Annotated in this window: 22 protein-coding genes and 1 pseudogene; 7 read left to right on the top strand and 16 right to left on the bottom strand. The window is 54.5% G+C overall.

Features of this window, described 5'->3' with window-relative positions:
* Nucleotides 1–13: 13 nt before the first annotated feature.
* A complete protein-coding gene (locus VXJ35_RS14800) occupies nt 14–808 on the bottom strand; it encodes an EAL domain-containing protein (RefSeq protein WP_082880942.1) in 795 nt (264 codons plus the stop codon).
* 338 nt (nt 809–1,146) lie between these two features.
* On the opposite strand from VXJ35_RS14800, the gene VXJ35_RS14795 reads away from it, so the two are divergent.
* The 4 genes from VXJ35_RS14795 to VXJ35_RS14780 are packed head-to-tail and all read left to right on the top strand — an operon-like array spanning nt 1,147 to nt 3,457.
* Nucleotides 1,147–1,977, top strand: coding sequence for an OmpA family protein (locus VXJ35_RS14795; protein ID WP_064022157.1), 831 nt, complete (start codon nt 1,147–1,149; stop codon nt 1,975–1,977).
* Between the two features lie 18 nt (nt 1,978–1,995).
* Nucleotides 1,996–2,544, top strand: a complete 549-nt coding sequence (locus VXJ35_RS14790; RefSeq protein WP_082880941.1) for a V4R domain-containing protein — start codon at nt 1,996–1,998, stop codon at nt 2,542–2,544.
* Between the two features lie 34 nt (nt 2,545–2,578).
* Nucleotides 2,579–2,992, top strand: coding sequence for a roadblock/LC7 domain-containing protein (locus tag VXJ35_RS14785; protein WP_054761132.1), 414 nt, complete (start codon nt 2,579–2,581; stop codon nt 2,990–2,992).
* 21 nt (nt 2,993–3,013) lie between these two features.
* A complete protein-coding gene (locus VXJ35_RS14780; RefSeq protein WP_054761134.1) occupies nt 3,014–3,457 on the top strand; it encodes a hypothetical protein in 444 nt (147 codons plus the stop codon).
* A gap of 26 nt (nt 3,458–3,483) precedes the next feature.
* Here VXJ35_RS14780 and rnt read toward each other — a convergent pair whose 3' ends face one another.
* Entirely contained in the window at nt 3,484–4,173 is a 690-nt protein-coding gene (gene rnt / locus VXJ35_RS14775; RefSeq protein ID WP_082880940.1) for a ribonuclease T, read from the bottom strand.
* Between the two features lie 92 nt (nt 4,174–4,265).
* Here rnt and VXJ35_RS14770 point away from each other — a divergent pair, with 92 nt between their 5' ends.
* Nucleotides 4,266–5,048 carry a VacJ family lipoprotein gene (locus tag VXJ35_RS14770; protein ID WP_064022156.1) on the top strand — a complete coding sequence of 261 codons (783 nt, stop codon included), beginning with the start codon at nt 4,266–4,268 and terminating at the stop codon, nt 5,046–5,048.
* 53 nt (nt 5,049–5,101) lie between these two features.
* On the opposite strand, the gene mtaB is transcribed toward VXJ35_RS14770, so the two are convergent.
* The 10 genes and pseudogenes from mtaB to VXJ35_RS14720 form a co-directional block, all read right to left on the bottom strand.
* The gene (gene mtaB, locus VXJ35_RS14765; RefSeq protein WP_064023530.1) at nt 5,102–6,391 is read right to left on the bottom strand and encodes a tRNA (N(6)-L-threonylcarbamoyladenosine(37)-C(2))-methylthiotransferase MtaB; all 1,290 of its coding nucleotides are present in this window, start codon (nt 6,389–6,391) and stop codon (nt 5,102–5,104) included.
* Nucleotides 6,392–6,441: 50 nt separating this feature from the next.
* The gene (locus VXJ35_RS14760) at nt 6,442–7,671 is read right to left on the bottom strand and encodes a nucleoside recognition domain-containing protein (protein ID WP_064022155.1); all 1,230 of its coding nucleotides are present in this window, start codon (nt 7,669–7,671) and stop codon (nt 6,442–6,444) included.
* A gap of 110 nt (nt 7,672–7,781) precedes the next feature.
* The gene (locus tag VXJ35_RS14755; protein WP_064022154.1) at nt 7,782–9,509 is read right to left on the bottom strand and encodes an NAD-dependent malic enzyme; all 1,728 of its coding nucleotides are present in this window, start codon (nt 9,507–9,509) and stop codon (nt 7,782–7,784) included.
* A gap of 401 nt (nt 9,510–9,910) precedes the next feature.
* Complete coding sequence (gene purB, locus VXJ35_RS14750; protein WP_064022153.1) at nt 9,911–11,266, bottom strand: adenylosuccinate lyase; 1,356 nt, start codon at nt 11,264–11,266, stop codon at nt 9,911–9,913.
* A gap of 24 nt (nt 11,267–11,290) precedes the next feature.
* A complete protein-coding gene (locus VXJ35_RS14745) occupies nt 11,291–11,953 on the bottom strand; it encodes a DUF3226 domain-containing protein (protein ID WP_064022152.1) in 663 nt (220 codons plus the stop codon).
* Entirely contained in the window at nt 11,953–13,104 is a 1,152-nt protein-coding gene (locus VXJ35_RS14740) for an ATP/GTP-binding protein (RefSeq protein WP_064022151.1), read from the bottom strand. Before VXJ35_RS14740 ends, VXJ35_RS14745 begins: the two co-directional genes overlap by 1 nt.
* A 59-nt stretch (nt 13,105–13,163) precedes the next feature.
* Entirely contained in the window at nt 13,164–13,493 is a 330-nt protein-coding gene (locus VXJ35_RS14735; RefSeq protein ID WP_064022150.1) for a helix-turn-helix transcriptional regulator, read from the bottom strand.
* Nucleotides 13,477–13,701: pseudogene (locus VXJ35_RS14730) on the bottom strand (type II toxin-antitoxin system RelE family toxin); the annotation flags it as partial. The gene VXJ35_RS14735 and the pseudogene VXJ35_RS14730, both read right to left, overlap by 17 nt.
* A 19-nt stretch (nt 13,702–13,720) precedes the next feature.
* Nucleotides 13,721–14,821, bottom strand: coding sequence for a tRNA 2-thiouridine(34) synthase MnmA (gene mnmA, locus VXJ35_RS14725; protein WP_064022149.1), 1,101 nt, complete (start codon nt 14,819–14,821; stop codon nt 13,721–13,723).
* On the bottom strand, nt 14,818–15,273 hold the full coding sequence (locus tag VXJ35_RS14720; protein ID WP_064022148.1) for an NUDIX hydrolase: 456 nt from the start codon (nt 15,271–15,273) through the stop codon (nt 14,818–14,820). Before VXJ35_RS14720 ends, mnmA begins: the two co-directional genes overlap by 4 nt.
* A gap of 126 nt (nt 15,274–15,399) precedes the next feature.
* Here VXJ35_RS14720 and clpS point away from each other — a divergent pair, with 126 nt between their 5' ends.
* Together clpS and clpA are read left to right on the top strand one after the other, a co-directional pair.
* Nucleotides 15,400–15,723, top strand: a complete 324-nt coding sequence (gene clpS, locus VXJ35_RS14715; protein ID WP_054761148.1) for an ATP-dependent Clp protease adapter ClpS — start codon at nt 15,400–15,402, stop codon at nt 15,721–15,723.
* 10 nt (nt 15,724–15,733) lie between these two features.
* Nucleotides 15,734–18,010 (top strand): ATP-dependent Clp protease ATP-binding subunit ClpA, encoded by a 2,277-nt coding sequence (clpA, locus tag VXJ35_RS14710; protein WP_064022147.1) that lies wholly within the window; start codon nt 15,734–15,736, stop codon nt 18,008–18,010.
* Nucleotides 18,011–18,042: 32 nt separating this feature from the next.
* Here clpA and infA read toward each other — a convergent pair whose 3' ends face one another.
* From infA to VXJ35_RS14690, 4 genes are all read right to left on the bottom strand, one after another.
* Nucleotides 18,043–18,261, bottom strand: a complete 219-nt coding sequence (infA, locus tag VXJ35_RS14705; protein WP_013819653.1) for a translation initiation factor IF-1 — start codon at nt 18,259–18,261, stop codon at nt 18,043–18,045.
* 91 nt (nt 18,262–18,352) lie between these two features.
* Nucleotides 18,353–20,467 carry a bifunctional (p)ppGpp synthetase/guanosine-3',5'-bis(diphosphate) 3'-pyrophosphohydrolase gene (locus tag VXJ35_RS14700; RefSeq protein WP_064022146.1) on the bottom strand — a complete coding sequence of 705 codons (2,115 nt, stop codon included), beginning with the start codon at nt 20,465–20,467 and terminating at the stop codon, nt 18,353–18,355.
* An 81-nt stretch (nt 20,468–20,548) separates the two neighbouring features.
* Complete coding sequence (mgtA, locus tag VXJ35_RS14695) at nt 20,549–23,092, bottom strand: magnesium-translocating P-type ATPase (RefSeq protein WP_064022145.1); 2,544 nt, start codon at nt 23,090–23,092, stop codon at nt 20,549–20,551.
* Nucleotides 23,093–23,133: 41 nt separating this feature from the next.
* Nucleotides 23,134–23,925 (bottom strand): hypothetical protein, encoded by a 792-nt coding sequence (locus tag VXJ35_RS14690; protein WP_064022144.1) that lies wholly within the window; start codon nt 23,923–23,925, stop codon nt 23,134–23,136.
* Between the last annotated feature and the right edge of the window lie 68 nt (nt 23,926–23,993).

The raw sequence follows: 23,993 nt of genomic DNA, 5'->3' as shown, positions 1-23,993 counted from the left end.
GCGCGGCCGACGCTCAGGTCCAGGCGTCCGGGTCGATCCGGCCGATCGCTTGAAACGCCGGTTTGCAGAACAAGTAGCCTTGGAACAGCGTCACGCCGCAAGACAGTAAGAAATCGCGCTCGGCCTTGGTTTCTATGCCTTCCGCCAAAACTTCGATTTCCAGTTCCCGGCAAATTTGAGCCACGCCGCGGACAATGGCTTGTTTTGCCTTGTTGAGGTGGATGTCCCGGATCAAGTCCATATCCAGCTTGATCAAGTCGGGCTGAAATTCGGCCAGCAGATTCAGGCCGGCGTAACCGGCGCCAAAATCGTCGATAGCGGTCTTGAAGCCGAAGCGGCGGTATTCGGTGAAGATATTGATCAAATGCGGCCGATCGGAAACGTCCTCGCCTTCGACCACTTCGAAGATGATGCGGTCTTTGGAAAAATTATATTTATGTGCCGCTTCGAAGGTCGAACGGATGCAAGCTTCGGGCTGGTAAACCGCATTCGGCAGAAAATTGATCGATAGAAATTCTTGGATGCCCAATTTTGCAGCGCCTTCCACGGCCTTGACGCGGCCGCTTTGGTCGAAGCGGTAACGGTTTTCGTCGGTGACTCTGGACAATACCGACGCGGCCGATTCGCCGTTGATCCCTCGTACCAAAGCCTCGTGGGCAAAGATGGTTCTGGCGAAAAAATTGACTATGGGCTGATAGGCGAAGCTGAAGTCGAAATCCAGTTCATCGAGATCCTGGCAACGATTGCAAGCGGGCAAATTGTTTTCGGCGGCGGGGGCGTTGGCGTTTGGTGAGGGTTGGTGCGGCATGGCGGAATCTCGGAATCAAGGTCGGTCGTATTTCATCGTTGCTGTCTCTTCTACGATTAATTATTCGGCGAGTATTAGCATCAGGTTAGCGAATTGTAGCCAAAAACCGCGCAACGCAGGTTTATTTTGGAAAGCGCCAAGCTATTGGAAACAATCATTTGCGACATGCATGCAGTGGCTCGATGTCAATTCCCGGAATCGAATTATTTGACGCAGTATCAACTTTGATTCTGCGTCTAAACTTGCATATCATAGCCAACCAGCATCCAGCCGCTGCTTGCTTAACCCGTCCCGGCAAATTTCGCGGGCTCGCGCCCAACGGAACCTAAGGAAATTGCATGAAAAAACCTCGATCGCTCGATCACGACGGCTTGGACGGCCTGCTGCCGTCCCTGGATAAAGCGCGGTTGGCGTCCGGAGAGTTGCAGGCCAAGTCGGGAAAAGCCTTGAAAAAGCCGAAGCGCGGCAATGTGCCTTGGTTGGTCGGCGTGGTCGGTTTGCTGGCCTTGGTTGCGGTGTTGGCGCCCAAACTGTCGAACCAGCCTGAACCGGCTGGCGAAACGTTGGCTCAGAATAAACCGGCGATGCCGGCCGAGCCGGCGGCCGAAAATAGTCGGCCGGCGCCGGAGATGGCGGCAGGCAATGCCGGCGCGTCGGCTAACCCCGCCGCCGCGGAACCAACGCCGCTGGCCGAGGCAAAATCCGACCCTTGGCCTGCGGCGGAGCCGGATCAGGCGAGTATCGATGGCGAACGGCAGGCAGCCGACGCGGTAGCCGAATTACCGACCGAACCGACCGCGGCGGGTGTACCCAACGCAGCGGCAGACGCTGCGGAAGTACCCCGCTTTACCGTGTATTTTAAATTCGACTCCGGCCAGCTGGCTCCGCAATCCGCTGCCGCGGCCGACGAATTGCTTGCCGCGGCGCAAAGCTGTCCTCGCCAAATCCGCTTGGTCGGCCATACTTGCAATTTGGGCACTGCTGCAGGCAATCTTGCGCTCGGCCGGATCCGAGCGAATGCGGTCAAAAAGCAGCTGGTTGCCCGCGGCATTTCGAAACAAAACATCGTTACCGCCTCGGAAGGCATGGCGCGGCCGGCAGCGCCCAACGAGACCAAAGCCGGTCAGGCGCTGAACCGCAGAGTGGAACTGCATTGCCTGGGCCATTAACCGAATCGAGGAGATGCCATGTTACAAAATACCAAATCAGACTATCAGATTGCCCAGCAGCAAATTCTCGACGGCATTATTTCCGGCCAGTTCGAAATCGAAAACCGCAACGATTTGGGGCCGTTGATTCCGATTCGCCTGTTTCAAGCGTTACGGATGGTGGCGTTGGGTTCCAACGTCGAGGATATATTGGGGCAGGGCGCGCCGTCGCTGGTTTACCATTCCGGGCAAAGTTTAGGCTTGGCTATGGGCCAGATCGCGGTAGCCAACATCGATAAAGATTTGGAGACCTATGTCGGCAAGATCAAAATGCTGTGCCGGCAATTAAGCATCGGCCTGGTGGTGCCGGATAAAGTCGATTTGGCGGCCGGCGTACTGGAATTGCGTGTCGACGAGTGCGTCTCCTGCGCCGGCATTCATAACGTCTCGGCGCCGATCTGCCATTTCGAGGCCGGCATGGTCGGCGGCATCGTCAAGACTTTTTTCAAACGCAACGTCAAGGCGACCGAGACCAAATGCAACGCGCTGGGCGATAAAACCTGCCTGATCCGCGTCGATTTGCTGTAGACGGGTCCATTACAACGATAATCAGGAGTACGGCATGAGTAGTAACGTCCAATTTCTCGATCCCCGTAAATCTCAAAACAACGAGATCGACTCGATTTTGCGCAACCTGATGAGCATTCAGGGGGTTTCGGCGGCGGCGATTGTCGACAGCGACGGTTTCGTCACCCACATTCACCGCGACTTCGAAATCAACACCGACGCCATCGGCGCCTCGGTGCAGGTGGTGTTCGGTGCCGCGGCCAGAGCCGCGCAGCATGTCGGCCACCATTCCACCAACATGGTGATTTGCGAAAACTCGGAGGGTTATATCCTATCGACGCCGATCGAGGCCGGCTTCATGTTGGCTTTGGTCACGCAACGCGAGGCGCTGCTGGGCCGGGTGCGCTTCGAATTGAAGGAGACCATTCCGGTGCTGAAGCGCTTGTTCAGCAGTTATCTGGCCAATTAAGACTGTCTCCGCAGAATCCGCATGCATTGGTTCGAAACCCAGTTGGCGGCGCTGAATCGGCTCGCCGCGGACTATCTCGCCGCGCAACGCCAATCGGGCGGCGATATCGTCAACGTCAGCGAATCCGCCAGGACTAAGCGCGCGGCCTTCATCGACGCCGTGCAGGCGCTGGTGGATAAAGTCGTCAAAATCAAAGGCATAGCCGCTTGCGCCGCTTACCACGACGGCCTGATTCTGGCGCAGTCCGCCGAGGTGCCGCATATTGACGCTTTCGGCGCGGTGATTCAGGAAACCATTCGTGCCGCCCAGCACGGCCAAGTTTCGCTGAGCTTGGGCGCCATCGAGCAGATCGTCATCGTCGGCGCCGACCACAAACTGGCCATGCTCAGCGTCGGCCCCATCATTCTGTGCATTTACAGTCCGAAACAGGTCAATCTGGCTTCGGTATTGAGCCGGCAGGCCTAGGCCGCCGGGTTAGCCTTTGGCGGGCATCACTGCTCGGCGAGGTCGCCGGCAGTCGGGTTATTGTGCGCCAGGTCGCTAATCGGCGAGTTTTGTAGGGCTTCCAACTCGCTTAATTTCTTCCAGCGGTTAATAATCAGGCAGAACAATTCGGCAGTCTGTTCGGCATCGTACAGTGCCGAATGCGCTCGGGAGTTGTCCCAGGCCAGCCCGGCCGCTTGCGCGATCTTGGCCAGTACGGTCTGGCCGTAGACCAACCCGCCCAGGGTAGCGGTATCGAAGCTGCTGAACGGGTGAAACGGGCTGCGTTTATGGTTGGTGCGGTCTATCGCGGCATTCAGGAAATTGATGTCGAACGCCGGGTTATGACCCACCAGGATCGCCCGTTTGCAGTGGTTGCGTTTAACGGCGGCCTTGATTGGCGTAAACAACTTGTTCAAAGCCTCTTTTTCTTCGATTGCCATGCGGAACGGGTGGTAGGGATCGATACCGTTGAACTTCAAGGCGGCTTCGTCGAGTTCGGAGTTTTTGAACGGGACGATATTGCAATGGTGTTTTTCGGTAACGTGCAGTAGGCCGTCCGCGTCGGGTTCGACGATTACCGCAGCAATTTCCAGTAACGGATTTTTTTTGGCATTGAAACCGGCGGTTTCGATATCGACAATGACAGGTAGATAGCCTCGGAAACGATCGCCTAACGGGTTGAAAGTGCTTTGCATCGAGCTGCGGGTTGGTAAAAAAAATGGGTTGTATGCTATGTTACGTGAGTTTTGGATAGGTATAAACAATATTCAATTTGATGAGGTTTGTTATGCAAAATAGAAATACCACTTGGCTGGTCGCAGGGTTGTTGGCTTTGGCCAATGGTTGCGCCACGGTCCATACCGTCGATCCCAAGGACCCGTGGCAAAGTTGGAACCGGAGCGTGCAGTCGTTTAACGACGGCGTCGACGACTACGTCATGAAGCCGGTGGCCAAAGGCTACCGCTGGGTAACCCCGAATTTTGTCGACCAGGGCGTGACCAATTTCTTCAGCAACATCGACGATATCGGCGTTTGCGCTAACGACGCGCTGCAAGGCAAGTTTGCCCAATCAGGCGCCGACGGTGCGCGGTTTCTGGTGAATACTACGGCCGGCGTTGCCGGCTTTGTCGATGTCGGTACTATGATCGGCTTGGCCAAACACAATGAAGATTTCGACCAAACCCTGGGTTATTGGGGCGTCCCAACTGGCCCGTATTTGGTGCTGCCGTTCTTCGGCCCCAGCTCGCCGCGCGGCGTATTCGGTTTAGTCGGCGATGCGGCGATGAATCCGTTTACCTATGCCGGCATCTACTTAAATCCGAGCTGGATCGGCGCCGCAGCCTCGATCGGGCCGGGGGCGTTGAAAGTGATAGACGCCCGTGCCGATTTGTTGGGTCTGGAAAAAGTCGCAACCGAAGCCGCTTTGGATCGGTACGAATTTTTCAAAAACGCCTATTTGTCCAGACGCAATTACCTGATTCACGACGGCAACGTGCCGGATGACGACGTGTTGAAGTTCGACGAACTGAAAGACCAAGGTTACGGGCCGTGGGATCCTAACCCGTATTAAGTTATTTTCGATGCCAAACCAAGGCCGCTGGGCGTAACGCCTTGCGGCCTTTTTTATTCGGCGAGGCTGGCGTTAACGAAGTCTGCCGCCACGGAGTCCAGCCTGGCCGGCACGATCAGGTTTTCCAAGATTCGCTCGGCGGGTACCGTACAGGCTACCCGCAAATAATTCGGGGTGTAGCCGAAATAGCGCAGCTCGCCGTTCGCCAAGGCTTCGGTCTGGCCTTCCCATAACACTGGGGCCAGGGTTCCGAGATTGCTTTCGATAAATGCCCGTTTCATCGTTTCGGCCAGTGCGTGCAATTCCCGGCTGCGTTGCCGTTTAAGCTCCTGCGAGATTTGATTCGGCAAACCGGCGGCTTTGGTGCCCTCGCGCGGCGAATAGCTGAAGATGTGGATATGGCCGAAGCCGATGCGCTGGATGTATTCGACGCTTTCCCGCCATTCCTCCTCGGTTTCGCCGGGGAAGCCGACGATGATGTCGGTGGTGACGTTGAAATGCGGAATCGCGCTCCGGGCCCGGTTCACCAGTTCGGCAAATTCGGCGGTTTTGCAACGCCGCGCCATGCGCCGCAACACGCTGTCGCTGCCGCTTTGTAGCGGCAAATGCAGGTGCGGCAGCAGGCGGGGGTTTTTGAATAGCTCGAAAAAACCGCCCGGCAATTCCCAGGGTTCCAAAGAGCCCATGCGCAGACGCGGGATTTCGGTCCGCGCCAAAATGGCTTGCACCAGTTCGGCCAGATCGCTGCCGATGTCGCTGCCGTAACCGCCCAGGTGCACGCCGGTAATGATGGCTTCGTTGATGCCTTGGGCATGCAGCGCGTTGATTTCGGCGACGACTTCGTCGATGCTGCGGCTGCGTTCTTCGCCGCGGGCGACCGTGACGATACAAAAGGTGCAGCGGTAGCGACAGCCGTCCTGGACCTTGACGAAGGCACGCTGGCGGCCGCGGCTGAACAGCGATACCTCGCCGGGTTCGGTCGACATGGCCGGCATGCTGTCCATGTTCAATTCGCTGAGCGTGCGCTCGACTAACTGGTTTTTGTCGTTGTTGCCGACGATCAGATCGACGCCCATCAATTGCGCCGCTTCGCTTTCGTTTAGTGTCGCATAACAACCGCTAACCACCAGTTTGGCCTGCGGATTATCGCGATGCACGCGGCGGATCAGTTGTTTGGATTTTTTGACCGCATCCTGGGTTACTGCGCAGGAATTGATCACGACCAACTGCGCATCGTTGACGTTGCGGGTGATGGCGTGGCCTTTGGCTTGAAAGGCTTGGGCCCAGGTCTCCAGTTCGGCTTCGTTGAGGCGGCAGCCCAGGGTTTTTAAATGTATTTGCATCTGTTGTTTGTTTCCAAATTTTGCGGCGAATCGAGCCGCCTGCTCGGCGGTTAGCCGAAAAACCAATAAGTCACCAAAACCGCGGCAACAATGCCGCCGATGTCGGCGACAATGCCGCAGGCCGCGGCGTGGCGAATCTGCTTGATGTTGACCGCACCGAAGTACACCGCCAATACGTAGAATGTGGTCTCGGTGCTGCCTTGCACTACCGAAGCCAGTCGGCCGGCAAACGAATCGGCGCCGTGGGCCTGCATCGTGTCTATCATCATCGCCCGTGCGCCGCTGCCGCTGAACGGCTTCATCAAGGCGGTCGGCAGGCCGTCGATAAAGCGGTTGTCTGCACCGTAATAATCCACCAGCCAGCGCACACTGTCGCTGATCAAGGTCAAGGCGCCGCTGGCACGGAACACGCCGAAAGCGACCAGCATCGCCACCAAATAGGGAATGATGCCGATAGCGGTTTGAAAGCCTTGCTTGGCGCCGTCGATGAACAGTTCGTAGGCGTTCAGGCCTTTGTGCAAGGCGGCGGCGATGAAGGCGACCACCAAACCGAACAATATCACGTGGCTGGCCAGCGCCGACTGCGCCAGCATCTCGGCCTGACTCAGGCCGGAGAAATAGCTCAATATTCCGGCCAGCAACGCAGTGATGCCGCCCAAATAGGCCAAAACCACTTTGTCGAGCAGGTTGATCTTTTGCATCCAGGCTACGGCCAGCAAGCCGGTCAAGGTCGAAACGTAGGTCGCGATTAAAATCGGCAGGAATACGTCGGTGGGATTGGCGGCGCCAAGCTGGGCCCGGTAAGCGAATATCGTCACCGGAAACAGCGTCACCGACGAAGTATTGATCACCAAAAACAGGATTTGCGCGTCGCTAGCTTGCTCCGGCCGCGGGTTTAGCGTCTGCATTTCCTGCATGGCTTTGATGCCCATCGGCGTGGCGGCGTTGTCCAGACCCAACATGTTGGCGGCGATGTTCATCGTAATAGATCCCAACGCCGGATGGCCCTGAGGAATTTCCGGCATCAGCCGGCTGAATAACGGGTTCAGCGCGCGGGTCAATAACGCTATGAAGCCGCTGTGTTCGCCGATTTTCATGATGCCCAGCCACAATGCCAATACGCCGCCCAGGCCCAACGAAATTTCGAACGCGGTTTTCGCCAGGTTGAACATTGCCGCGACCATTTCCGAAAACACCCGGCTGTCGCCCAATAGCAATAGCTTGAAACTGGCGACGGCGAACGCCGACAGGAAGAAAAAGACCCAGATCAGGTTGAGCACGAGGTGAGGAGCTTGGGAGCGGTAACGACAAAATTGGCGCTATTTTAGCAAGTTAGCGTTGCCGGCGGCGCGGAAAATTGGGCCGCCGCCATCCTTGCCGGCGGCGATGGTCAGCCGACGTAACGAAACGGCAAGTAGCGCGGGTGCCATTGGTTGGTGGCGATAAAGTCGGCCAAATGAGCCGCATCCAGGTCGTTGCGGCTGACCGAGCCGTCGGCGATGGCCTTGGCCAACACCCGTTCTGCGACATAGCTGCTGATTTTCTGCAAATCGGCGATAGCCGGGTAGATCGCGTCGGCAGCGGGCTCGAACTCGGCGCTGTAGTCGGCCAAAGCATAAGCCGATTCCAATACCATCGCGTCGCTGATACGGCGGCACTCGCCAAGCATGGCCGCCAAGCCCAGGCCGGGAAAGATGAAGGCGTTGTTGCCCTGGCCGATTTTATGGCGAACGCCGCAGTGTTTGACATCGGCGAACGGACTGCCGGTGGCGACGATGGCGCGGCCGTCGCTCCAGGCGATGATGTCCGCCGGCGTCGCTTCGCAATTGGCGGTCGGGTTGGATAGCGGCATCACGATAGGGTTGGCGCAGTTTGCGGTCATGGTCCGGATTAGGTTCTCACCGAACAAGCCGGCTGCACCGGTCAAGCCGATCAAGACGCTGGGTTTGGCTTGGCTGACTACCTCGAACAGCGAGGGCGGCCGATGCTCCGGAATGCCCCAGGCTTGGCTAATCGCTGCCGGTTGAGCGATGCCATGTTTGTAGTGCTCCAGTTCCTCGGTGTCGACCACCAAACCGTAAATATCCACCACAAACAGGCGTTGGCGGATTTCCGGTTCGCGCAAGCCGGCATCCACCATGCCGGCTTTGATTACGCTGGCCACGCCGATGCCGGCGGCGCCGGCGCCGGCGATGACGATAATCTGTTCGGCCAGGGTTTGGCCGAGCCGGCGGCAAGCGGAAAGGATGCCGGCCAGCGCCATCGCCCCGGTGCCCTGGATGTCGTCGTTGAAGCAGGGCACTTTTTCCCGGTAGCGGGCCAGCACGTCGAATGCCACATCCTTGGTGAAGTCTTCCCATTGGATGATGGCTTTGGGCCAGGTCCGATGCGCTGCGGCGACGAATTTATCCACCATCGCAAAATAGGCATCCCGTCCCAGGCGTTTGGCGCGCACGCCTAGATAATGTGGGTCGTCCAACAGTTCGTCGCGGTTGGTGCCCACGTCCAGATTGATCGGCAAGGTCTGGAACGGGCAGACGCCGCCGCCAACGGTATACAAGGCCAGTTTGCCGATGCAGATCGATAAGCCGCCCATGCCCTGGTCGCCGATGCCGAGAATCGCCGACGCGTCGGTGACAACGATCATGCGGATGTCGTGCCAGGGGTAGTTTTTCAAAATCGCATCGGCGCGGTCGATGTTGTTCGGCGCCAGCGTCAAGCCGCGGGCGGTACGGTATAGCGAGCTGAATTTTTGTACCGCCAAACCTATCGTCGGGGTATAGACGATGGGGACCATCTCCTCCAGATGTCGCTCCAGTATCGCGTAAAACAACACTTCGGAGCGGTCCTGGATCGCTCGCAGAAATTGGTATTTGGAAATGTCGTCGGCCTGTTGCCGGTAACTGAAATACAAACGCTCGATTTGTTGTTCCAGCGTCGTGACTTGCGGCGGCAGGAGTCCGTCCAGGCCCAAGTCGATGCGTTCCTGTTCGGTAAATGCGGTACCTTTATTACTGGCCGGCAACTTCAGTAAAGTCATGCCGCGGATAGACACCGCCAGATAAGGATTCCCGTCTTGGTCTTGGCGGTATTCGAAGTAGTCGCTGAGTCTGGTCATGGCGGGTGTGTAGTTATTCCCAAACAGCCATGCAGTCTATCCGAGCTGGCAGGCGTTTGCTGGTTTGATTATTTGTTTTAGCGACAAGCAAATGCGGTGCCAGGATTGGCGCGCTTGCGCGGCTTTGGCTGCGCACGTGGTAACTCGGCTCCGATTTCGGTCGAGCGGTGGGTTTGCTGCGCGAATGCGCGACTATCGGCGTTGTTTTCGACAAAACACGGCGGAATGGGCTTCGGTCAATGTTGCCCGCTAAGAGTCGGCAGGCATCGGAATTCGGCTGCGTAACCGGCAATACGCGCGGTCCGCACCAATAGCGGACGCAACCGGCCCCGACGCACTGAAATAGTTCGGCCTAACTCGATAGGCGAAGCGGCCGCCCGCTTCGCCGTTGAGCGGCTCGGTTAAATTTTCTTTGCTAATGCGGCGGCGTAGCCGGTGTAGCTGTGCGGCGTCAATTTCAGCAATTCGGCCTTGGCTTCGGCCGGAATCTCCAGCTTGTCGACGAAGGCGCGCATGCCGTCGCCGGTAACGCGCTGGCCGCGCGTCAGTTCTTTCAATTTCTCGTAAGGCTTTTCGATGCCGTAGCGGCGCATCACGGTTTGAATCGGTTCGGCCAATACTTCCCAGTTTTGATCCAAATCCTGGTCGAGCAAGGCAGGATTCAGTTCCAGCTTGGAGATGCCTTTCAAGGTCGATTGGATGGCGATGCTGGTGTGGGCGATGCCGACGCCAATGTTGCGCAACACCGTGGAGTCGGTCAAATCGCGCTGCCAGCGGGATACCGGCAGTTTGTCGGCCAGAAAGCCGAAAATTGCATTCGCCAGGCCCAGGTTGCCTTCGGAGTTTTCGAAGTCGATGGGGTTGACCTTGTGCGGCATGGTCGAGGAGCCGACTTCGCCGGCCACGGTTTTTTGCTTGAAATAACCCAGCGAGATATAGCCCCAAACGTCGCGGTCGAAATCCAGCAGGATGGTGTTGAAGCGCGACAGGGCATGGAAAAACTCCGCCATGTAGTCGTGCGGTTCGATCTGGATGGTGTAGGGGTTGAAGGTCAGGCCCAGCGACTCGACGAAGTTTTGTGCGAAAGCCGGCCAATCGACGTCAGGGTAGGCGACGCTGTGAGCATTGTAATTGCCGACCGCGCCGTTGATTTTGCCCAGCAATTCAACGTTGGCAAGTTGTTGGCGCTGGCGTTGCATGCGGGCGACGACGTTGGCAAATTCCTTGCCGACCGTGGTTGGGGTCGCCGATTGGCCGTGGGTGCGCGACAGCATGGGTTGATCGGCGCTGGCCAAAGCCAATTGTTTGATCGCGTCTATCGTCGCATCGATTTCCGCCAAAATCAGGCCGCGGCCTTCCTTCAGCATCAGGGCGTAGGACAGGTTGTTGATGTCTTCCGAGGTGCAGGCGAAGTGGAAAAATTCGTTGATCGCCAGCAGTTCGGCGTTTCCTTCGATCTTTTTCTTCAGAAAATATTCGACCGCCTTGACGTCATGGTTGGTGGTTTTCTCGATGTCCTTGACGGCCTGGGCGTCGGCTTCGGAGAAATCGCTGACGATTTTATTCAATACGGCGGTCGCTTCGGCGGACAAGGCCGGCACTTCGGCGATCTTGGCTTCGGCGGCCAGAGCTTGCAGCCAGCGCACTTCCACTTCGACCCGGTAACGGATCAAGCCGTATTCGCTGAAAATGGGGCGCAAGGCGTCGACTTTATTGGCGTAACGGCCGTCGATGGGGGAGATGGCGGTGAGGGTCATGGTGATTTAACCTAAAAACTATGTTTATTTAAATGTATCAGTCAACCAAGCTTCGAAGCTCGATGCTTGATTGCGGTCTAAAATATTTTTATATAAAGCTCTGGCTAGAGACGAGCCTGGTTTATCTTGCCAAGCGCGCCAACTAAATACTTTGGCTTTCGATGTGTGTAACTGAGGCTTGAATAATACTGTTGGCAAGTTGCTTATTGCTTGCTCCGCATGTTGCAAAAGCGAAGCTTGAGTGGTATCAGTAATTAGGCTTTCGATAAAGCTTTCCAGCATGCCGTCATTTTTATGATCAGGCATGATCCATAGACCAATATTGGGCAATCCGTCTGGGTGGTTAAAAATATCACCCTTCTGAAATTTTGGTGTGTTGGGGATTGTGTAGCCGACTTCTGCTAGTTTTTCCGTTACTTTTTTATAACGCTCTTGAAAGCCACCAGAGTTCTCAGGCGGATAGTCGGCATCTAAAATAATTCCAAGTTTATCAATATCGCCATTCTTTAGTTGGTTAAGGAGTAACGGTAAATTTTTAATTAAATTCGACCATCCGTCGCCAGAGTTAATGTCGAGAGTCTTTGGTGGAAAAATGTCAATTTTGTTTTTTCCAATAACCAAGCTACATAAAGCATTAAAAAAATCCTGATCATCCTTGCCTTCTACTAATAGTTTCCAACTACTCATTAACGAACCTCAAGAGCGGACGCAGTAACTGTTTTTAGTGCTTCTTCATCATAAATAGTGGCAATGATTTTTCCATTGTCGCTGGTAAGTTTACTTTTGGATACTTTTAGTAAAATGCCTTCTTCCGGGCTTGAAACAGCTGCTTTAGTAAAGCTTTCGATACAGTCCCAGCTATGGGTTGTCGCAAAGACTTGAATATTTAGGTCTTTAGCTAATTGAAAAATTATGCGCCAGACTTCTTCTTGAACGCTGTAGTGTAGGCCGTTTTCGAATTCGTCTATCAATAGGAGACCATCTTTCGCCGAAAATACAGAAAGTATAAGTTGTAAAATTCTGGACATACCATCCCCCATACTGCTTAATGGTATGCGGGTATCAGAGTTTTTTAGTTTTATGATAGCTAATCGGCCTGTTCTATTTTCGCTTTCAACAAAAGCTAGTCTTTCAATGTTTTCGTCAATTATTTTTAGAGCGTCTAAAACAATATCTTCATTAGGGCCAATTGTGATTTGATCCCACAGTTTCGCCAGAGATTCAGTGCTTGAAAAAGTAGTCGAAACGAAGCTGCATTTCAGCGAGTCGCCGGCGTTTAAAAGCCAAAAAACAGAGAGAGGTCGCTTTCTATTATCTTCGTTTAAATCAAGCAAAGTGTTTCTGCCGGATTTTAACGTGATGCGAATGGCAGGGGTAGGTAGTGATGTTTCCTCAATTGTTGAAAGTTCTGATTGATTTATTATGACCCGACGGGATGTTATATCAATAATGTCGCCTTCATTATCTATTACAGGTTCTTCCTTAATGTAGTAAAAAACATATTCTATTTTTATTAGGTTACCTTCTTCGGAAGCAATCGATATAAAGGTGTTTTCGTTTTCAGGAAACTCTCTGTTGGTAAAAAGGTTTTTTAAACCGTGCCAGTTATTGGTATTTTCTATGTTTGAATTTTGATTAAAATCGTAGTATTCGTCGTGACTAATTAATATTCTGCGCATTAACTCTGGGCTGGCTTTTCCTGTATAAAGTCTCAAAGCTTCCAGAATAGAACTTTTACCACTATTGTTTTTTCCGACAATCAAATTAACACGGCCAAGCTTTGGAATCTCCAAGTCCTCTAGCATGCGGAAGTTTCTAATGCGTAAATTGGTTAGCATTGTTTATCCTATGTGTATTTGATTTTAAGCGCTGTGCTGAAATGGCGATAAAAATTTTATCAAAAATTTAATTGATCGATATTAATGTTCAGCGCGACTGCCATTTTTTTAAGTAACGGTTTGTGGAGTTTTTTTTGATTTTCTATATCAATATATTCTGCTTCACAAACGCCCAGTTGGTGAGCAACTTCGTCTGTCGATAAATGCAAATATTCCCGCCAAGCTTTAATCGGCGTAATGTCTTGTTTAATAACGGCGCCGATCACTTCGTTAGGAATGGTGGTAGCCTCTGTGACATGATCCTTCAGATAGCCGGCATAAGGAAGCGCCACAAAAGCCGGGGTGCCGTCGAGACCATTGATAATTTGAATATTAGTATGCGCGCTCATCGCGTTTTTTCACCTCTTCAATGGAAACAACCTTGACGATGTCGTCAAACTCAAAGAATACCCGATAAGCACCGACACGCAAGCGGTAGCTGTATTCATGTTTGGTCAATTTTTTGATGCTGGCGCACTCAGGAAAGTCTTTCAGTACTTGGGATGAATCGTAAATTTGTTCGCGCAACGCTTTGTCGGCAATTTTGCGCAATTGCTTGACGGCTTTGGGACGTCATTCAATCCGGTTCATTGTACTTAGCCTCAATTATCCCTCCACCCAAGCAAACCTCCCCCTGATAAAACACCACCGACTGCCCCGGCGTGATCGCCCGTTGCGGCCGGTCGAAGCGGACTTTGACGCGTGCGCCGCCATCCAGCGGTTCGACAATACAATCCTGATCCGGCTGGCGGTAGCGGGTTTTAGCGGCGCAGCGCAGAGTTTGGGTCACGGGTTGGCTGCCGCACCAGTCCAGTTGGCCGGCTTCCAAGGTGTTGTGCAGCATCAAGGGATGGTCGTGGCCTTGGCCGACGATCAGCACGTTGTTATCCAGGTCTTTGTCCAGCACGAACCACGGTTCGTCCGGCGCGTCTTTTACGCCGCCTATGCCCAAGCCCTGGCGTTGGCCCAGGGTGTAATACATCAAGCCGTGATGCTTGCCGATGTATTTGCCTTCAGGCGTGCGCATTTCGCCGGGTTGGTGGGGCAGGTAGCGTTCCAGGAATTCCCTGAACTTGCGTTCGCCGATGAAACAGATGCCGGTGCTGTCTTTTTTGCGGCTGTTGGCGAAGCCGGCTCTGTCAGCCATCGCCCGAATCTCGGTTTTGTGCAAATGGCCGATCGGGAATAGGGTTTTGGACAAGGCTTTCTGGCCCATCGCGTACAAAAAATAGCTTTGTTCCTTGGCCGGGTCCAGGCCTTTCAATAGTTCGAATTCGCCGTCCCGTTCGCGGACGCGGGCGTAGTGACCGGTAGCGATGTATTCGGCGCCGAGGTCTTCGATGGCGTAGTTCAGGAAGGCGTTGAATTTGACGTGTTTGTTACACAGAATGTCGGGGTTGGGGGTGCGGCCGGCTTTGAATTCCGCCAAAAACACTTCGAACACTTCGTCCCAGTATTCGGCGGCGAAGTTGACTGTTTTCAATTCTATGCCGAGTTTGTCGGCCACTTGTTGCGCGTCGGCCAAATCCTGCATCGCGGTGCAGTATTCGGTGCCGTCGTCTTCCTCCCAGTTTTTCATGAACAAGCCGGTCACTTTATGGCCCTGTTCTTGCAGCGCTAATGCGGTAACGGAAGAATCGACGCCGCCGGACATGCCGACGATGATGTGTTTACTCATGCTTGGTCTAAAAATGTTTGTAACAGGCTCAGCGGGTAACGTTGGCCTTTTAGGTACTCGTCGATGGTGGTCAGCACCAACGGGCTGCGCAATTGATCGCGGCGGGCGCAAATCTCGTTGCGGCTGAGCCAATGAGTGCCGATAATGCCGTCGTCGAGCGCTTGTTCGGGATTATGGTTGCCGACGGTGCCGGCGAAGCAGAAGCGCAGAAAGCTGGGCATTTCCGGATTTCTCCGCCATAGTTGTGTCGCGATCAGGGTTTCGGGCTGAAATTCCCAGGCGGTTTCTTCCCGCACTTCCCGGATGACGGCGGCGATCAGGTCTTCGCCTTCTTCCAAATGTCCGGCCGGTTGATTGAACGCAATGCCTTGTGCCGTTGTCTCTTCGACCAGAAGAAAACGCCCGTTTTTTTCGATGACGGCGGCGACGGTAACGTGGGGTTTCCAGACCATATTGTCGGCATAAAACGTTAAAAGGCGCGCATTTTACTAGAAATGTTTTTTATATGGGTAAAGATTGAAATTTAATGTTTAAGGCGCTATTTTTAAGTTCACAGCGATTTTGCACCACAGAAGTTTATGTCCGATTTTGAACCCTTTAAAGACGTCGACGGCACCACTGCGCTGCAAGAAGCCAAGCCGCAGTTGAAAAGGCCACCGTTGTACAAAGTCATTTTGCTTAACGACGATTTCACGCCCATGGATTTTGTCGTCGAGATTCTGACCGACTTTTTTAACATGAGCCAAGAGCGGGCCACCCAAGTGATGTTGCAAGTGCATACCCAAGGCGTTGGGGTGTGCGGCACTTACACCAAGGATGTGGCCGAAACCAAAGTACATATCGTTAACGAATACTCCCGTGAACATCACCATCCGTTGATGTGCACGATGGAAGAGGCGTGAGAGGTAAGCCATGCTAAGTAAAGAACTGGAAGTGACATTGAATGCTGCTTTTACCGGGGCTCATGCCAAGCGCCACGAGTTCATCACCGTCGAGCATTTGCTGCTGGCCTTGCTGGATAACGTGACGACGATTCCGATCCTGATAGCCTGCGGTTGCAACGTCAATGCGTTGCGGGCGGAATTGACCCGGTTTATCGACGAAACCATTTCCTTGATTCCGGAAGGTATCCAACGCGAAACCCAGCCGACGTTAGGCTTCCAGCGCGTGTTGCAGCGGGCGGTATTTCATGTGCAGGCTTCCGACAAAAAAGAAGTGACCGGCGCCAACCTGTTTGTCGCCTTGTTCAGCGAGCAGGATTCGCATGCGGTTTATCTGCTGAACAAGCAAGACATCACGCGTCTGGATGTCGTCAATTACCTGGCTCACGGGGTTTCCAAAATCGAACAGTTCAGAAAAGAAAGCAGCGAGGAGCCGGAAGGCGAGCGTGGCAACAACGAGAATTTGACCAGTCCGCTGGAAAAATACGCTACCAATCTGAACGAAGAGGCCTTGAAAGGCAATATCGATCCGCTGATCGGTCGGGAAATAGAGGTGGAGCGGACCATCCAGGTCTTGTGCCGGCGGCGGAAAAACAACCCGTTGTTGGTCGGCGAAGCCGGCGTTGGCAAAACCGCAATCGCCGAGGGTTTGGCGAAGCGGATTGTCGAAGAGCAAGTCCCCGAGATATTGATGAACAGCACAATTTATTCGTTAGATATGGGGGCGTTGGTTGCCGGCACCAAATACCGCGGCGATTTCGAAAAACGTTTAAAAGCGTTGATCAACCAATTGAAAAAAGAGCCGGATTCGATTTTGTTCATCGACGAAATCCATACCATCATCGGTGCCGGTTCCGCTTCCGGCGGCGTAATGGACGCTTCGAATTTGATCAAACCGGTGTTGGCTTCCGGCCAGTTGCGCTGTATCGGTTCGACGACCTATCAGGAATACCGCGGCATCTTCGAAAAAGACCATGCCTTGGCGCGGCGTTTCCAAAAAATCGACGTGGTCGAACCGTCCATCGAAGATACGGTACTGATTCTGAAAGGTTTGAAGTCCCGTTTCGAAGAGCATCACGGCCTTAAATACACCCAGGAAGCCTTGCGCATGGCGGTGGAATTATCGGCCCGCTACATCACCGATAGGCATTTGCCGGACAAGGCGATCGACGTCATCGACGAAGCCGGCGCCAGACAACGTTTGTTCACGGCCGGGGAGCGTAAAGAGACCATAGACACCGCCGAGATCGAGGAGATTGTCGCCAAGATTGCCAGGGTACCGGCGCAATCGGTGTCTGCCAACGATATCGACAAGCTGTCCAACCTGGAAAAGAACCTGAAGATGCTGGTGTTCGGTCAGGACGAAGCGATTTCCGAATTGGCCGCCGCAATCAAATTGTCGCGAGCGGGATTGCGCGATACCACCAAGACGATCGGTTCCTTCCTGTTTGCCGGTCCGACCGGCGTCGGTAAAACCGAGGTGACTCGGCAATTAGCCAAGGTGCTGGGTATCGAATTGATTCGCTTCGACATGTCGGAGTACATGGAGCGGCATACCGTCTCGCGCCTGATCGGTGCGCCTCCGGGCTATGTTGGCTTCGACCAGGGCGGTTTGTTGACCGAAGCGGTGACCAAGCATCCGCATGCGGTGTTATTGCTCGACGAATTGGAAAAAGCCCATCCGGACGTGTTCAATTTGCTGCTGCAGGTCATGGACCACGGCACGTTGACCGATAACAATGGCCGTAAAGCCGATTTCAGAAACATCATTCTGATCATGACCACTAATGCCGGAGCCGAGGAAAGTAGCCGGGCCTCGATAGGATTTACCTTGCAAAACCATGCTTCGGACAGCATGAAGGTTATCGAACGCGGCTTCTCGCCCGAGTTCAGAAACCGTTTGGATGCCATCGTCCAATTCAAGCCTTTGGATATGGCCGTGGTCGGCAGCGTCGTCGACAAGTTCATCTTCGAACTGGAAGCGGTGTTGGCGGACAAAAATGTGACATTGACGTTGGAACCTGCCGCGCGGGCATGGCTGGCGGAACACGGCTGCGATCCGAAAATGGGGGCCAGGCCGATGGCGCGTTTGATCCAGGAAAAAATCAAGAAGCCGCTGGCCGAAGACTTGCTGTTCGGGCGTTTGGCGAATGGCGGTCACGTGCGGATACACGTCGAGAATGGCGAATTGGCATTTGCCATCGAAGGCAAACAGCTAGTCGTTTCCGAATTGAATCAAGTGATGTAAAGCGGGGGAGGCAATCGCTAGCCCGGAGCGGGTTAGCGATTCCGGAACGTGATGCGGCCTTTGGTCAGGTCGTAAGGGGTCATTTCCACGCGAACTTTGTCGCCGGTCAGGATACGGATGTAATGTTTGCGCATTTTGCCGGAAATATGCGCGGTGACGATGTGGCCGTTTTCCAGTTCGACGCGAAACATCGTGTTCGGCAGGGTGTCGATGACCTTGCCATCCATTTCAATTTGATCTTCTTTTGCCATAGTAAAAGCCCATAATGTTAAAACGGCTATGTTAGCATGAATCCTCCGCCGAGCTTCTAAAAATGTCGGCGAAAGCCATGCGACAAAATCTCTAAACCTTCCGTTTTACTTCGATAATATTGGGCAGGTGGCTGATCCGGGTTAACACCGCGCTCAGTTGCGCGGTATTCTCGATCTGTATCGTCATATGCAAAATCGCCGATAAATCCTCATGCGTTTTCAGCGAGGCGTTACTGATATGGATTTTCGCGGTCGCCAACACTTGCGAGACGTCGTTCAGCAGATTTTGGGCATTGAATGCATGGATCACGATCGGCACGCTGTGGTGTACCGATTTCTGGCCGCTCCATTCCGCTTTGACCAACTGCAATTGCTGCTCCGCCGATAAATGGCGGATGTTGTCGCAATCCTTGCGGTGTATCGTAATACCGCGCTTATGCGAGATAAAGCCGATGATATCGTCGCCCTTGACCGGCGAACAGCAATTCGCCAGCGTTGTGACGACATTGTCGATATCGTCTATGGTCACGGCCGATTGCGCCGCGGTTTGGCTCGGCACCCACTTGACCGGCGTCGGTTCCAGTTCCGGAATTTTCAGCGCATTCGCCAATTGCCGGTTATTGATGGTGCCGTGGCCCAAGGCTTCGTAAAGATGCTCGGCGTCCGCTATTTTGAAGTGCTTCAGCAACTCGGCCATATCGACGCTTTTCAGGCCGAGGCGTCTGCTTTCCTTGTCCAGAATCTGTTTGCCGGCGGCAATGTTTTCGGCCTGCTGTTGCTGTTTAAACCAACTTTTTACCTTGCTGATCGCCCGCGGCGTCTTTAAATAGCCCAGGTTGGGATTCAACCAATTGTGGTTGGGCTGGCCGTTTTTGACGGTAATGATCTCGACCTGTTCGCCCGAGCTGAGTTTGTAAGTCAACGGCTTGATTTGGCCGTTGACCTTGGCGCCGCGGCAACTATGGCCGATTTCGGTATGGATCGCATAAGCAAAATCCAGCGGTGTGGCGCCTTTGACCAAATCGATCAACTTGCCGGCCGGCGTCAGCACGAACACCCGGTCCGAAAACAACTCGGTATGGAAATTCTCCAGCAGGTTATCGGTGCTGTCCTTGTCTTCCAGCAACTGGCGTAGCGAGGCGATATTCTTTTCGGTGGCCGCGTTGAATTTGCTGCCTTCCTTGTAGCGCCAATGTGCGGCGACGCCAAGCTCGGCAAATTCGTGCATGGCCTTGGTGCGGATCTGGATTTCGATCCGGTTGCCGTGGCTATCCAGTACCACCGTGTGCAGCGATTGGTAGCCGTTTTCCTTCGGGTTGGCAATGTAATCGTCGAATTCGCGCGGAATGTGCTGCCATTGGCTATGGGCCAAACCCAGCACCATATAGCAATTCGGCAACGAATCGACCACGACCCGCACCGCCAGCAAATCGTACAAATCCGCTAAAGGCAACTGTTTCCGGCGCATCTTGTTCCAGATGCTGTAAATATGTTTCGGCCGGCCGTAAACTTTTGCAGCCAAGCCATGCTCGGCCAGCAGCGCTTTCAGCTCCTGCAAAAACCGGTCGATGCTGGCCTGGCGCTGTTCGCGGTTTTCCGCCAGCGAGGCGCTAATAAAGCGGTAATTGTCCGGGTCCAGGTAACGGAAGGCCAAATCCTCCAATTCCCATTTGAACTGGCTGATCCCGAGCCGGTTGGCTAACGGCGCGTAGATATCCAACGTTTCGCGGGCGATGAAGCGGCGGATGTCCTCCTGTTCCAGCTGCAGGTCGCGCAAACGCTGTATCCGCAAAGCCAATTTGATCAAGACCGCCCGCACGTCGTGCGTCATCGCCAACAGCATGCGGCGCAGGATTTCGGCCTGGTTCGGCTGGTTGGCCATGTCCGGCGTGTAAATGCTGACCTTGTTTAGCCAAGCCACGTCTTGGCATAAGCCGGCCACGGTGACGCCGAAACGTTCGCGGACTTGCGCTTCGTCGATGCGGTCGGCAACGCGGGAATCGCTCAACAACGTCGCCAGAATGGTTTCCAGGTCGATATGCACGCCCATCAGGATCGCGGCGACATCGATCCCTTTCGGCCGCTGCGATTCGATGCGGTTGGCGCCCAATTCTTCGATCCAGGCCAAGGCCGCGTCGATCTTGGCCCGGTCGGGAGCGGAAAAGCCGGGAAACAGTGCGCCGGCGCGCGAATCGTGGTTTGTCATACCGATATTTTAAACGCGTACCGTTCCGAAAAGCACAAGTAGACAGGCGAGGCCGGGGATGGTCGGGGCATGGCGCACGGGTTAAGGCTGCAGGAAGCGGTAGAACCAGCGCTTGGCCAACTCTGCCGAAAAGATGTAAAGCATGACGATTGCGCCTAAACAGCCCAGTAACTCGGCCGGCAACGGTTCGAATCCAATCAAATCCGCCGCCGGCGAATAGGGCAGTGCCGCAGTAGCCGCTACCACGGCCATGGTCGCCCACAGCAAATATTTGCCGGGTTTGCTCCGAAAGAACGGTTTGCGGCTGCGGACGACAAACACGATCAGCGCGGCTGAAATCACCGATTCCAAAAACCAAGCGGTGCGAAATTGCTGCTCCGGCACACCCAGCCATAACAGCAGGCCGAAGGTCAGATAATCGAACAGCGAACTGACCAAGCCGAAGGTGACCATGAAGTTGCGGATAAAGCGGATATCCCAACGCCGCGGTTGCTCGATCATTTCTGCGTCTAGATTGTCCGAGGCGATGGTCATTTCCGGAAAATCGGTCAGTAAATTGGTCAACAGGATTTGTTTCGGCAGCAAAGGCAGAAACGGTAGAAACAGCGAGGCGCCGGCCATGCTGAACATATTGCCGAAATTGGCGCTGGTGGCCATGAACACATATTTCAGCGTGTTGGCGAACGTAACCCGGCCGGCACGGACGCCGCCGACCAGCACCTGCAAACTCTTTTCCAGCAATACGATTTGGGCGGCATCTTTCGCCACATCGGCAGCGCTATCCACCGAAATGCCGACGTCGGCGGCATGCAGCGCCGAGACGTCGTTAATGCCGTCGCCCATGTAACCGACGACGAAGCCGGCTTTTTTCAATGCCATGATGATGCGTTCTTTCTGGTTCGGCTCCACTTCGGCGAATAAATCGGTCTCGCCGGCTTGTTGGGTCAGAGCCTGGTCGCTGATACGGGCGATTTCCGGTCCGGTCAGAATTTTGCTGCCGCCGAGACCCAACTGTTGGCTGACCGTTTCCGCGACTAAGCGATTGTCGCCGGTGATGATTTTCAAGGTAACGCCGAGATCCTTCAACTGTTGAATAGTCGCTATGCAATCGGCCTTGGGCGGATCGAAGAAGGTCAAAAATCCCAAAAAGCGCATGTCGGATTCGTCGCCGCCGCTGACGCCGCTTTGTCCGCTCGCAAGCGGTTTGTAGGCCAGACCCAACGTCCGCAAACCTTGTTCGCTGTAGCTTTTGTAGCGTTCGAGTATCGCCGGTTTGGCTTGTTCGAGCTCGACCAATTCGCCGTCCCCATGTTCGATATGGCCGCAGACATCCAGAATATTTTGCAGCGCACCCTTGCTGATTAACAGGTGTTGGCCGGCGTCCGCTACCAACATGCTCAGCCGTTTGCGGTAAAAATCGTAGGGAATTTCGTCGAGCTTGCGGCTGGCGCTCAAGTCGAAGGTTTTGAATTGGCGTAGTGCCGCGTCGATCGGATTATTGAACCCGGTTTCGAAGGCGGCGTTCAGGTAGGCATAGCGCGCGACTCGGTCGCTAGCCGCGCCGCTGGCATCGGTGGTGGCGTGCACCTGTACGTTGCCTTGGGTCAATGTGCCGGTCTTGTCCGAACATAACACGTTCATGCTGCCCAGATTTTCGATCGAGGCTAGTTGTTTGACGATGACTTGGTGCTCCGCCATGCGTTTGGCGCCGTGGGCCAGATTGACGCTGACGATAGCCGGCAATAATTGCGGCGTCAGGCCGACCGCCAGTGCCAATGCGAACAAAAAGGAGTCCATTACCGGTTTGTGCAGATAGACGTTCACCGCGAAAATGACCATGACCAAAATCAGCGTGACTTCCATCAACAGGTAACCGAACCGGCGCACGCCGCGTTCGAACTCGGTTTCCGGCGCCTTCAGTTTTAAGCGGCCGGATAATTTGCCGAATTCGCTATTTTCGCCGGTGGCGACCACCAAAGCCCGGCCGGAACCGCTTTGCACATGGCTACCCATCCATAACGCGTTGCTGCGGCTGCTCAAAGGTGCATCGGCGGCCGCTAATCCGGGGATTTTCTCGGCCGGATAACTCTCGCCGGTTAATGCGGCCTCGTCGACGAACAGATTTGCGCTAGCGAGCAGTAGGCAATCGGCCGGCACGATGTCGCCGGCTTTCAAGTCGACCACGTCGCCGATTACGATATCTTGCGCCGGAATGTCGCAGACTTTACCGTCGCGGAGTACCGCGGAGTTGATTTGAACCATCGCTAACAATTTAACCACGGCGTCGGCAGCGCCCTTTTCCTGCCAAAAGCCAAGCAGGCCGCTGATCAAGACGATGGTCAAAATGATGGCGGCGTCGACCCGGTCGTGTAGGTAAAACGATACCCCGGTTGCGAACAACAATAACAGCACGATGGAGCTTTTGAATTGGGCCAGCAACAAACGCCAGGGGGAGTTGGGTTGCTTATGGTTCAGCCGATTCGGGCCGTATTGCCGGAGCCGTTCGTCGGCGGCAGTGGTCGTCAAACCCTGTTCGGAACTGTCCAGTTTTTTCAGATGGTCTGCGGCCGGCAAGGCCCAGAAGGGTATTTCCGGTTTGGTTTGGCCGTTCAATTTGAAGTTCATCTATGCCTCTCGCTTTGGTCGGGTTGACTTGCCCAATCCGGTCATTGCCGCCAGTAAAAGCCGCATAAGGCAATGTATTCGCCGTTGCCGGGCAGATTGGGAATTTGGACGCCGGCGGCAATTTGCCAATGTTGCGGTAGCGGATAAATCAGTTTGAACGTCGCGGCACCGACGGAATTATGGCCGGTTAAATAATCGGCGTTCAATCTGAGGCTGTCGGCGACGGGAATTTCGAGATTGACGTGCGCGCCGACGCTACGTTGGCCGGCGAGGGCGGCGTTGGCGTAATAACTGCCGATATCGATGTCGATATCCCAAGCGTCCAGATGTTGCTGGGCGTCCAAATACGCATAGTGCATGAAAACCGTTGCCTGCGGTAGGATACCGGCGCCGCTTTGATTGCCGGCGATCAATTGGCTGTCGCCGAATAACCAGTGTTTCTCAAGGTTGAACAGCAAATCCGGTTGAAATGCTGAGGCCGTGCCGAAACCGCTGTAGAACTGCGCGTTTAGCAGGCTAATGCCTATGTTCCAACCCGCGCCGGCGCCGTAGTCGAACGAGGTGTTGGAAATTCCGGCTGACGAATCCAGATTGAATTCCTGGTCGAACGCCTTTTGCCCGCTGGGCGTGGCTTCGATGTCGGGTAAATTCCGCACTCGGGCTTTGCCGGTCCGCTGCTGTTTTTCGGCGCTCGCCGGCAAGGCTGGCAATAAGCTTAAAGCCAAAATCGCCGAACCGATCAGTTTCGTTCGCAGTAATTTGTGGCCGGATGGAGCGTTGGCCGAGGTACCGGCAGCATCTGCACCGGGCGAGTGTTGTAAAAAAATAGCCATGCGCTTGCCACCCTCGGATTAATCAAAGGCTGTTATCCAGTTGAAAAGAGCGGCGGCATTGCGGGAAC

It is taken from the genome of Methylomonas sp. DH-1, assembly GCF_046097555.1.
In the GTDB taxonomy this organism is placed as follows: Bacteria; Pseudomonadota; Gammaproteobacteria; order Methylococcales; family Methylomonadaceae; genus Methylomonas; species Methylomonas koyamae.
The sequence above is the reverse complement of the archived record's forward strand: the minus strand, read 5'-3'. Positions and strand labels throughout refer to the sequence as shown.

Coding starts and splice junctions, on each gene's coding strand:
- VXJ35_RS14790 (WP_082880941.1), top strand. CDS start 1,996: ATGTTACAAAATACCAAATCAGACTATCAGATTGCCCAGCAGCAAATT.
- VXJ35_RS14700 (WP_064022146.1), bottom strand. CDS start 20,467: ATGACAAACCACGATTCGCGCGCCGGCGCACTGTTTCCCGGCTTTTCC.
- infA (WP_013819653.1), bottom strand. CDS start 18,261: ATGGCAAAAGAAGATCAAATTGAAATGGATGGCAAGGTCATCGACACC.
- mnmA (WP_064022149.1), bottom strand. CDS start 14,821: ATGAGTAAACACATCATCGTCGGCATGTCCGGCGGCGTCGATTCTTCC.
- VXJ35_RS14720 (WP_064022148.1), bottom strand. CDS start 15,273: ATGGTCTGGAAACCCCACGTTACCGTCGCCGCCGTCATCGAAAAAAAC.
- purB (WP_064022153.1), bottom strand. CDS start 11,266: ATGACCCTCACCGCCATCTCCCCCATCGACGGCCGTTACGCCAATAAA.
- VXJ35_RS14745 (WP_064022152.1), bottom strand. CDS start 11,953: ATGAGTAGTTGGAAACTATTAGTAGAAGGCAAGGATGATCAGGATTTT.
- clpA (WP_064022147.1), top strand. CDS start 15,734: ATGCTAAGTAAAGAACTGGAAGTGACATTGAATGCTGCTTTTACCGGG.
- VXJ35_RS14785 (WP_054761132.1), top strand. CDS start 2,579: ATGAGTAGTAACGTCCAATTTCTCGATCCCCGTAAATCTCAAAACAAC.
- VXJ35_RS14795 (WP_064022157.1), top strand. CDS start 1,147: ATGAAAAAACCTCGATCGCTCGATCACGACGGCTTGGACGGCCTGCTG.
- rnt (WP_082880940.1), bottom strand. CDS start 4,173: ATGCAAAGCACTTTCAACCCGTTAGGCGATCGTTTCCGAGGCTATCTA.
- VXJ35_RS14735 (WP_064022150.1), bottom strand. CDS start 13,493: ATGAGCGCGCATACTAATATTCAAATTATCAATGGTCTCGACGGCACC.
- VXJ35_RS14800 (WP_082880942.1), bottom strand. CDS start 808: ATGCCGCACCAACCCTCACCAAACGCCAACGCCCCCGCCGCCGAAAAC.
- mtaB (WP_064023530.1), bottom strand. CDS start 6,391: ATGCAAATACATTTAAAAACCCTGGGCTGCCGCCTCAACGAAGCCGAA.
- VXJ35_RS14755 (WP_064022154.1), bottom strand. CDS start 9,509: ATGACCAGACTCAGCGACTACTTCGAATACCGCCAAGACCAAGACGGG.
- VXJ35_RS14740 (WP_064022151.1), bottom strand. CDS start 13,104: ATGCTAACCAATTTACGCATTAGAAACTTCCGCATGCTAGAGGACTTG.
- VXJ35_RS14690 (WP_064022144.1), bottom strand. CDS start 23,925: ATGGCTATTTTTTTACAACACTCGCCCGGTGCAGATGCTGCCGGTACC.
- VXJ35_RS14770 (WP_064022156.1), top strand. CDS start 4,266: ATGCAAAATAGAAATACCACTTGGCTGGTCGCAGGGTTGTTGGCTTTG.
- clpS (WP_054761148.1), top strand. CDS start 15,400: ATGTCCGATTTTGAACCCTTTAAAGACGTCGACGGCACCACTGCGCTG.
- VXJ35_RS14780 (WP_054761134.1), top strand. CDS start 3,014: ATGCATTGGTTCGAAACCCAGTTGGCGGCGCTGAATCGGCTCGCCGCG.
- mgtA (WP_064022145.1), bottom strand. CDS start 23,092: ATGAACTTCAAATTGAACGGCCAAACCAAACCGGAAATACCCTTCTGG.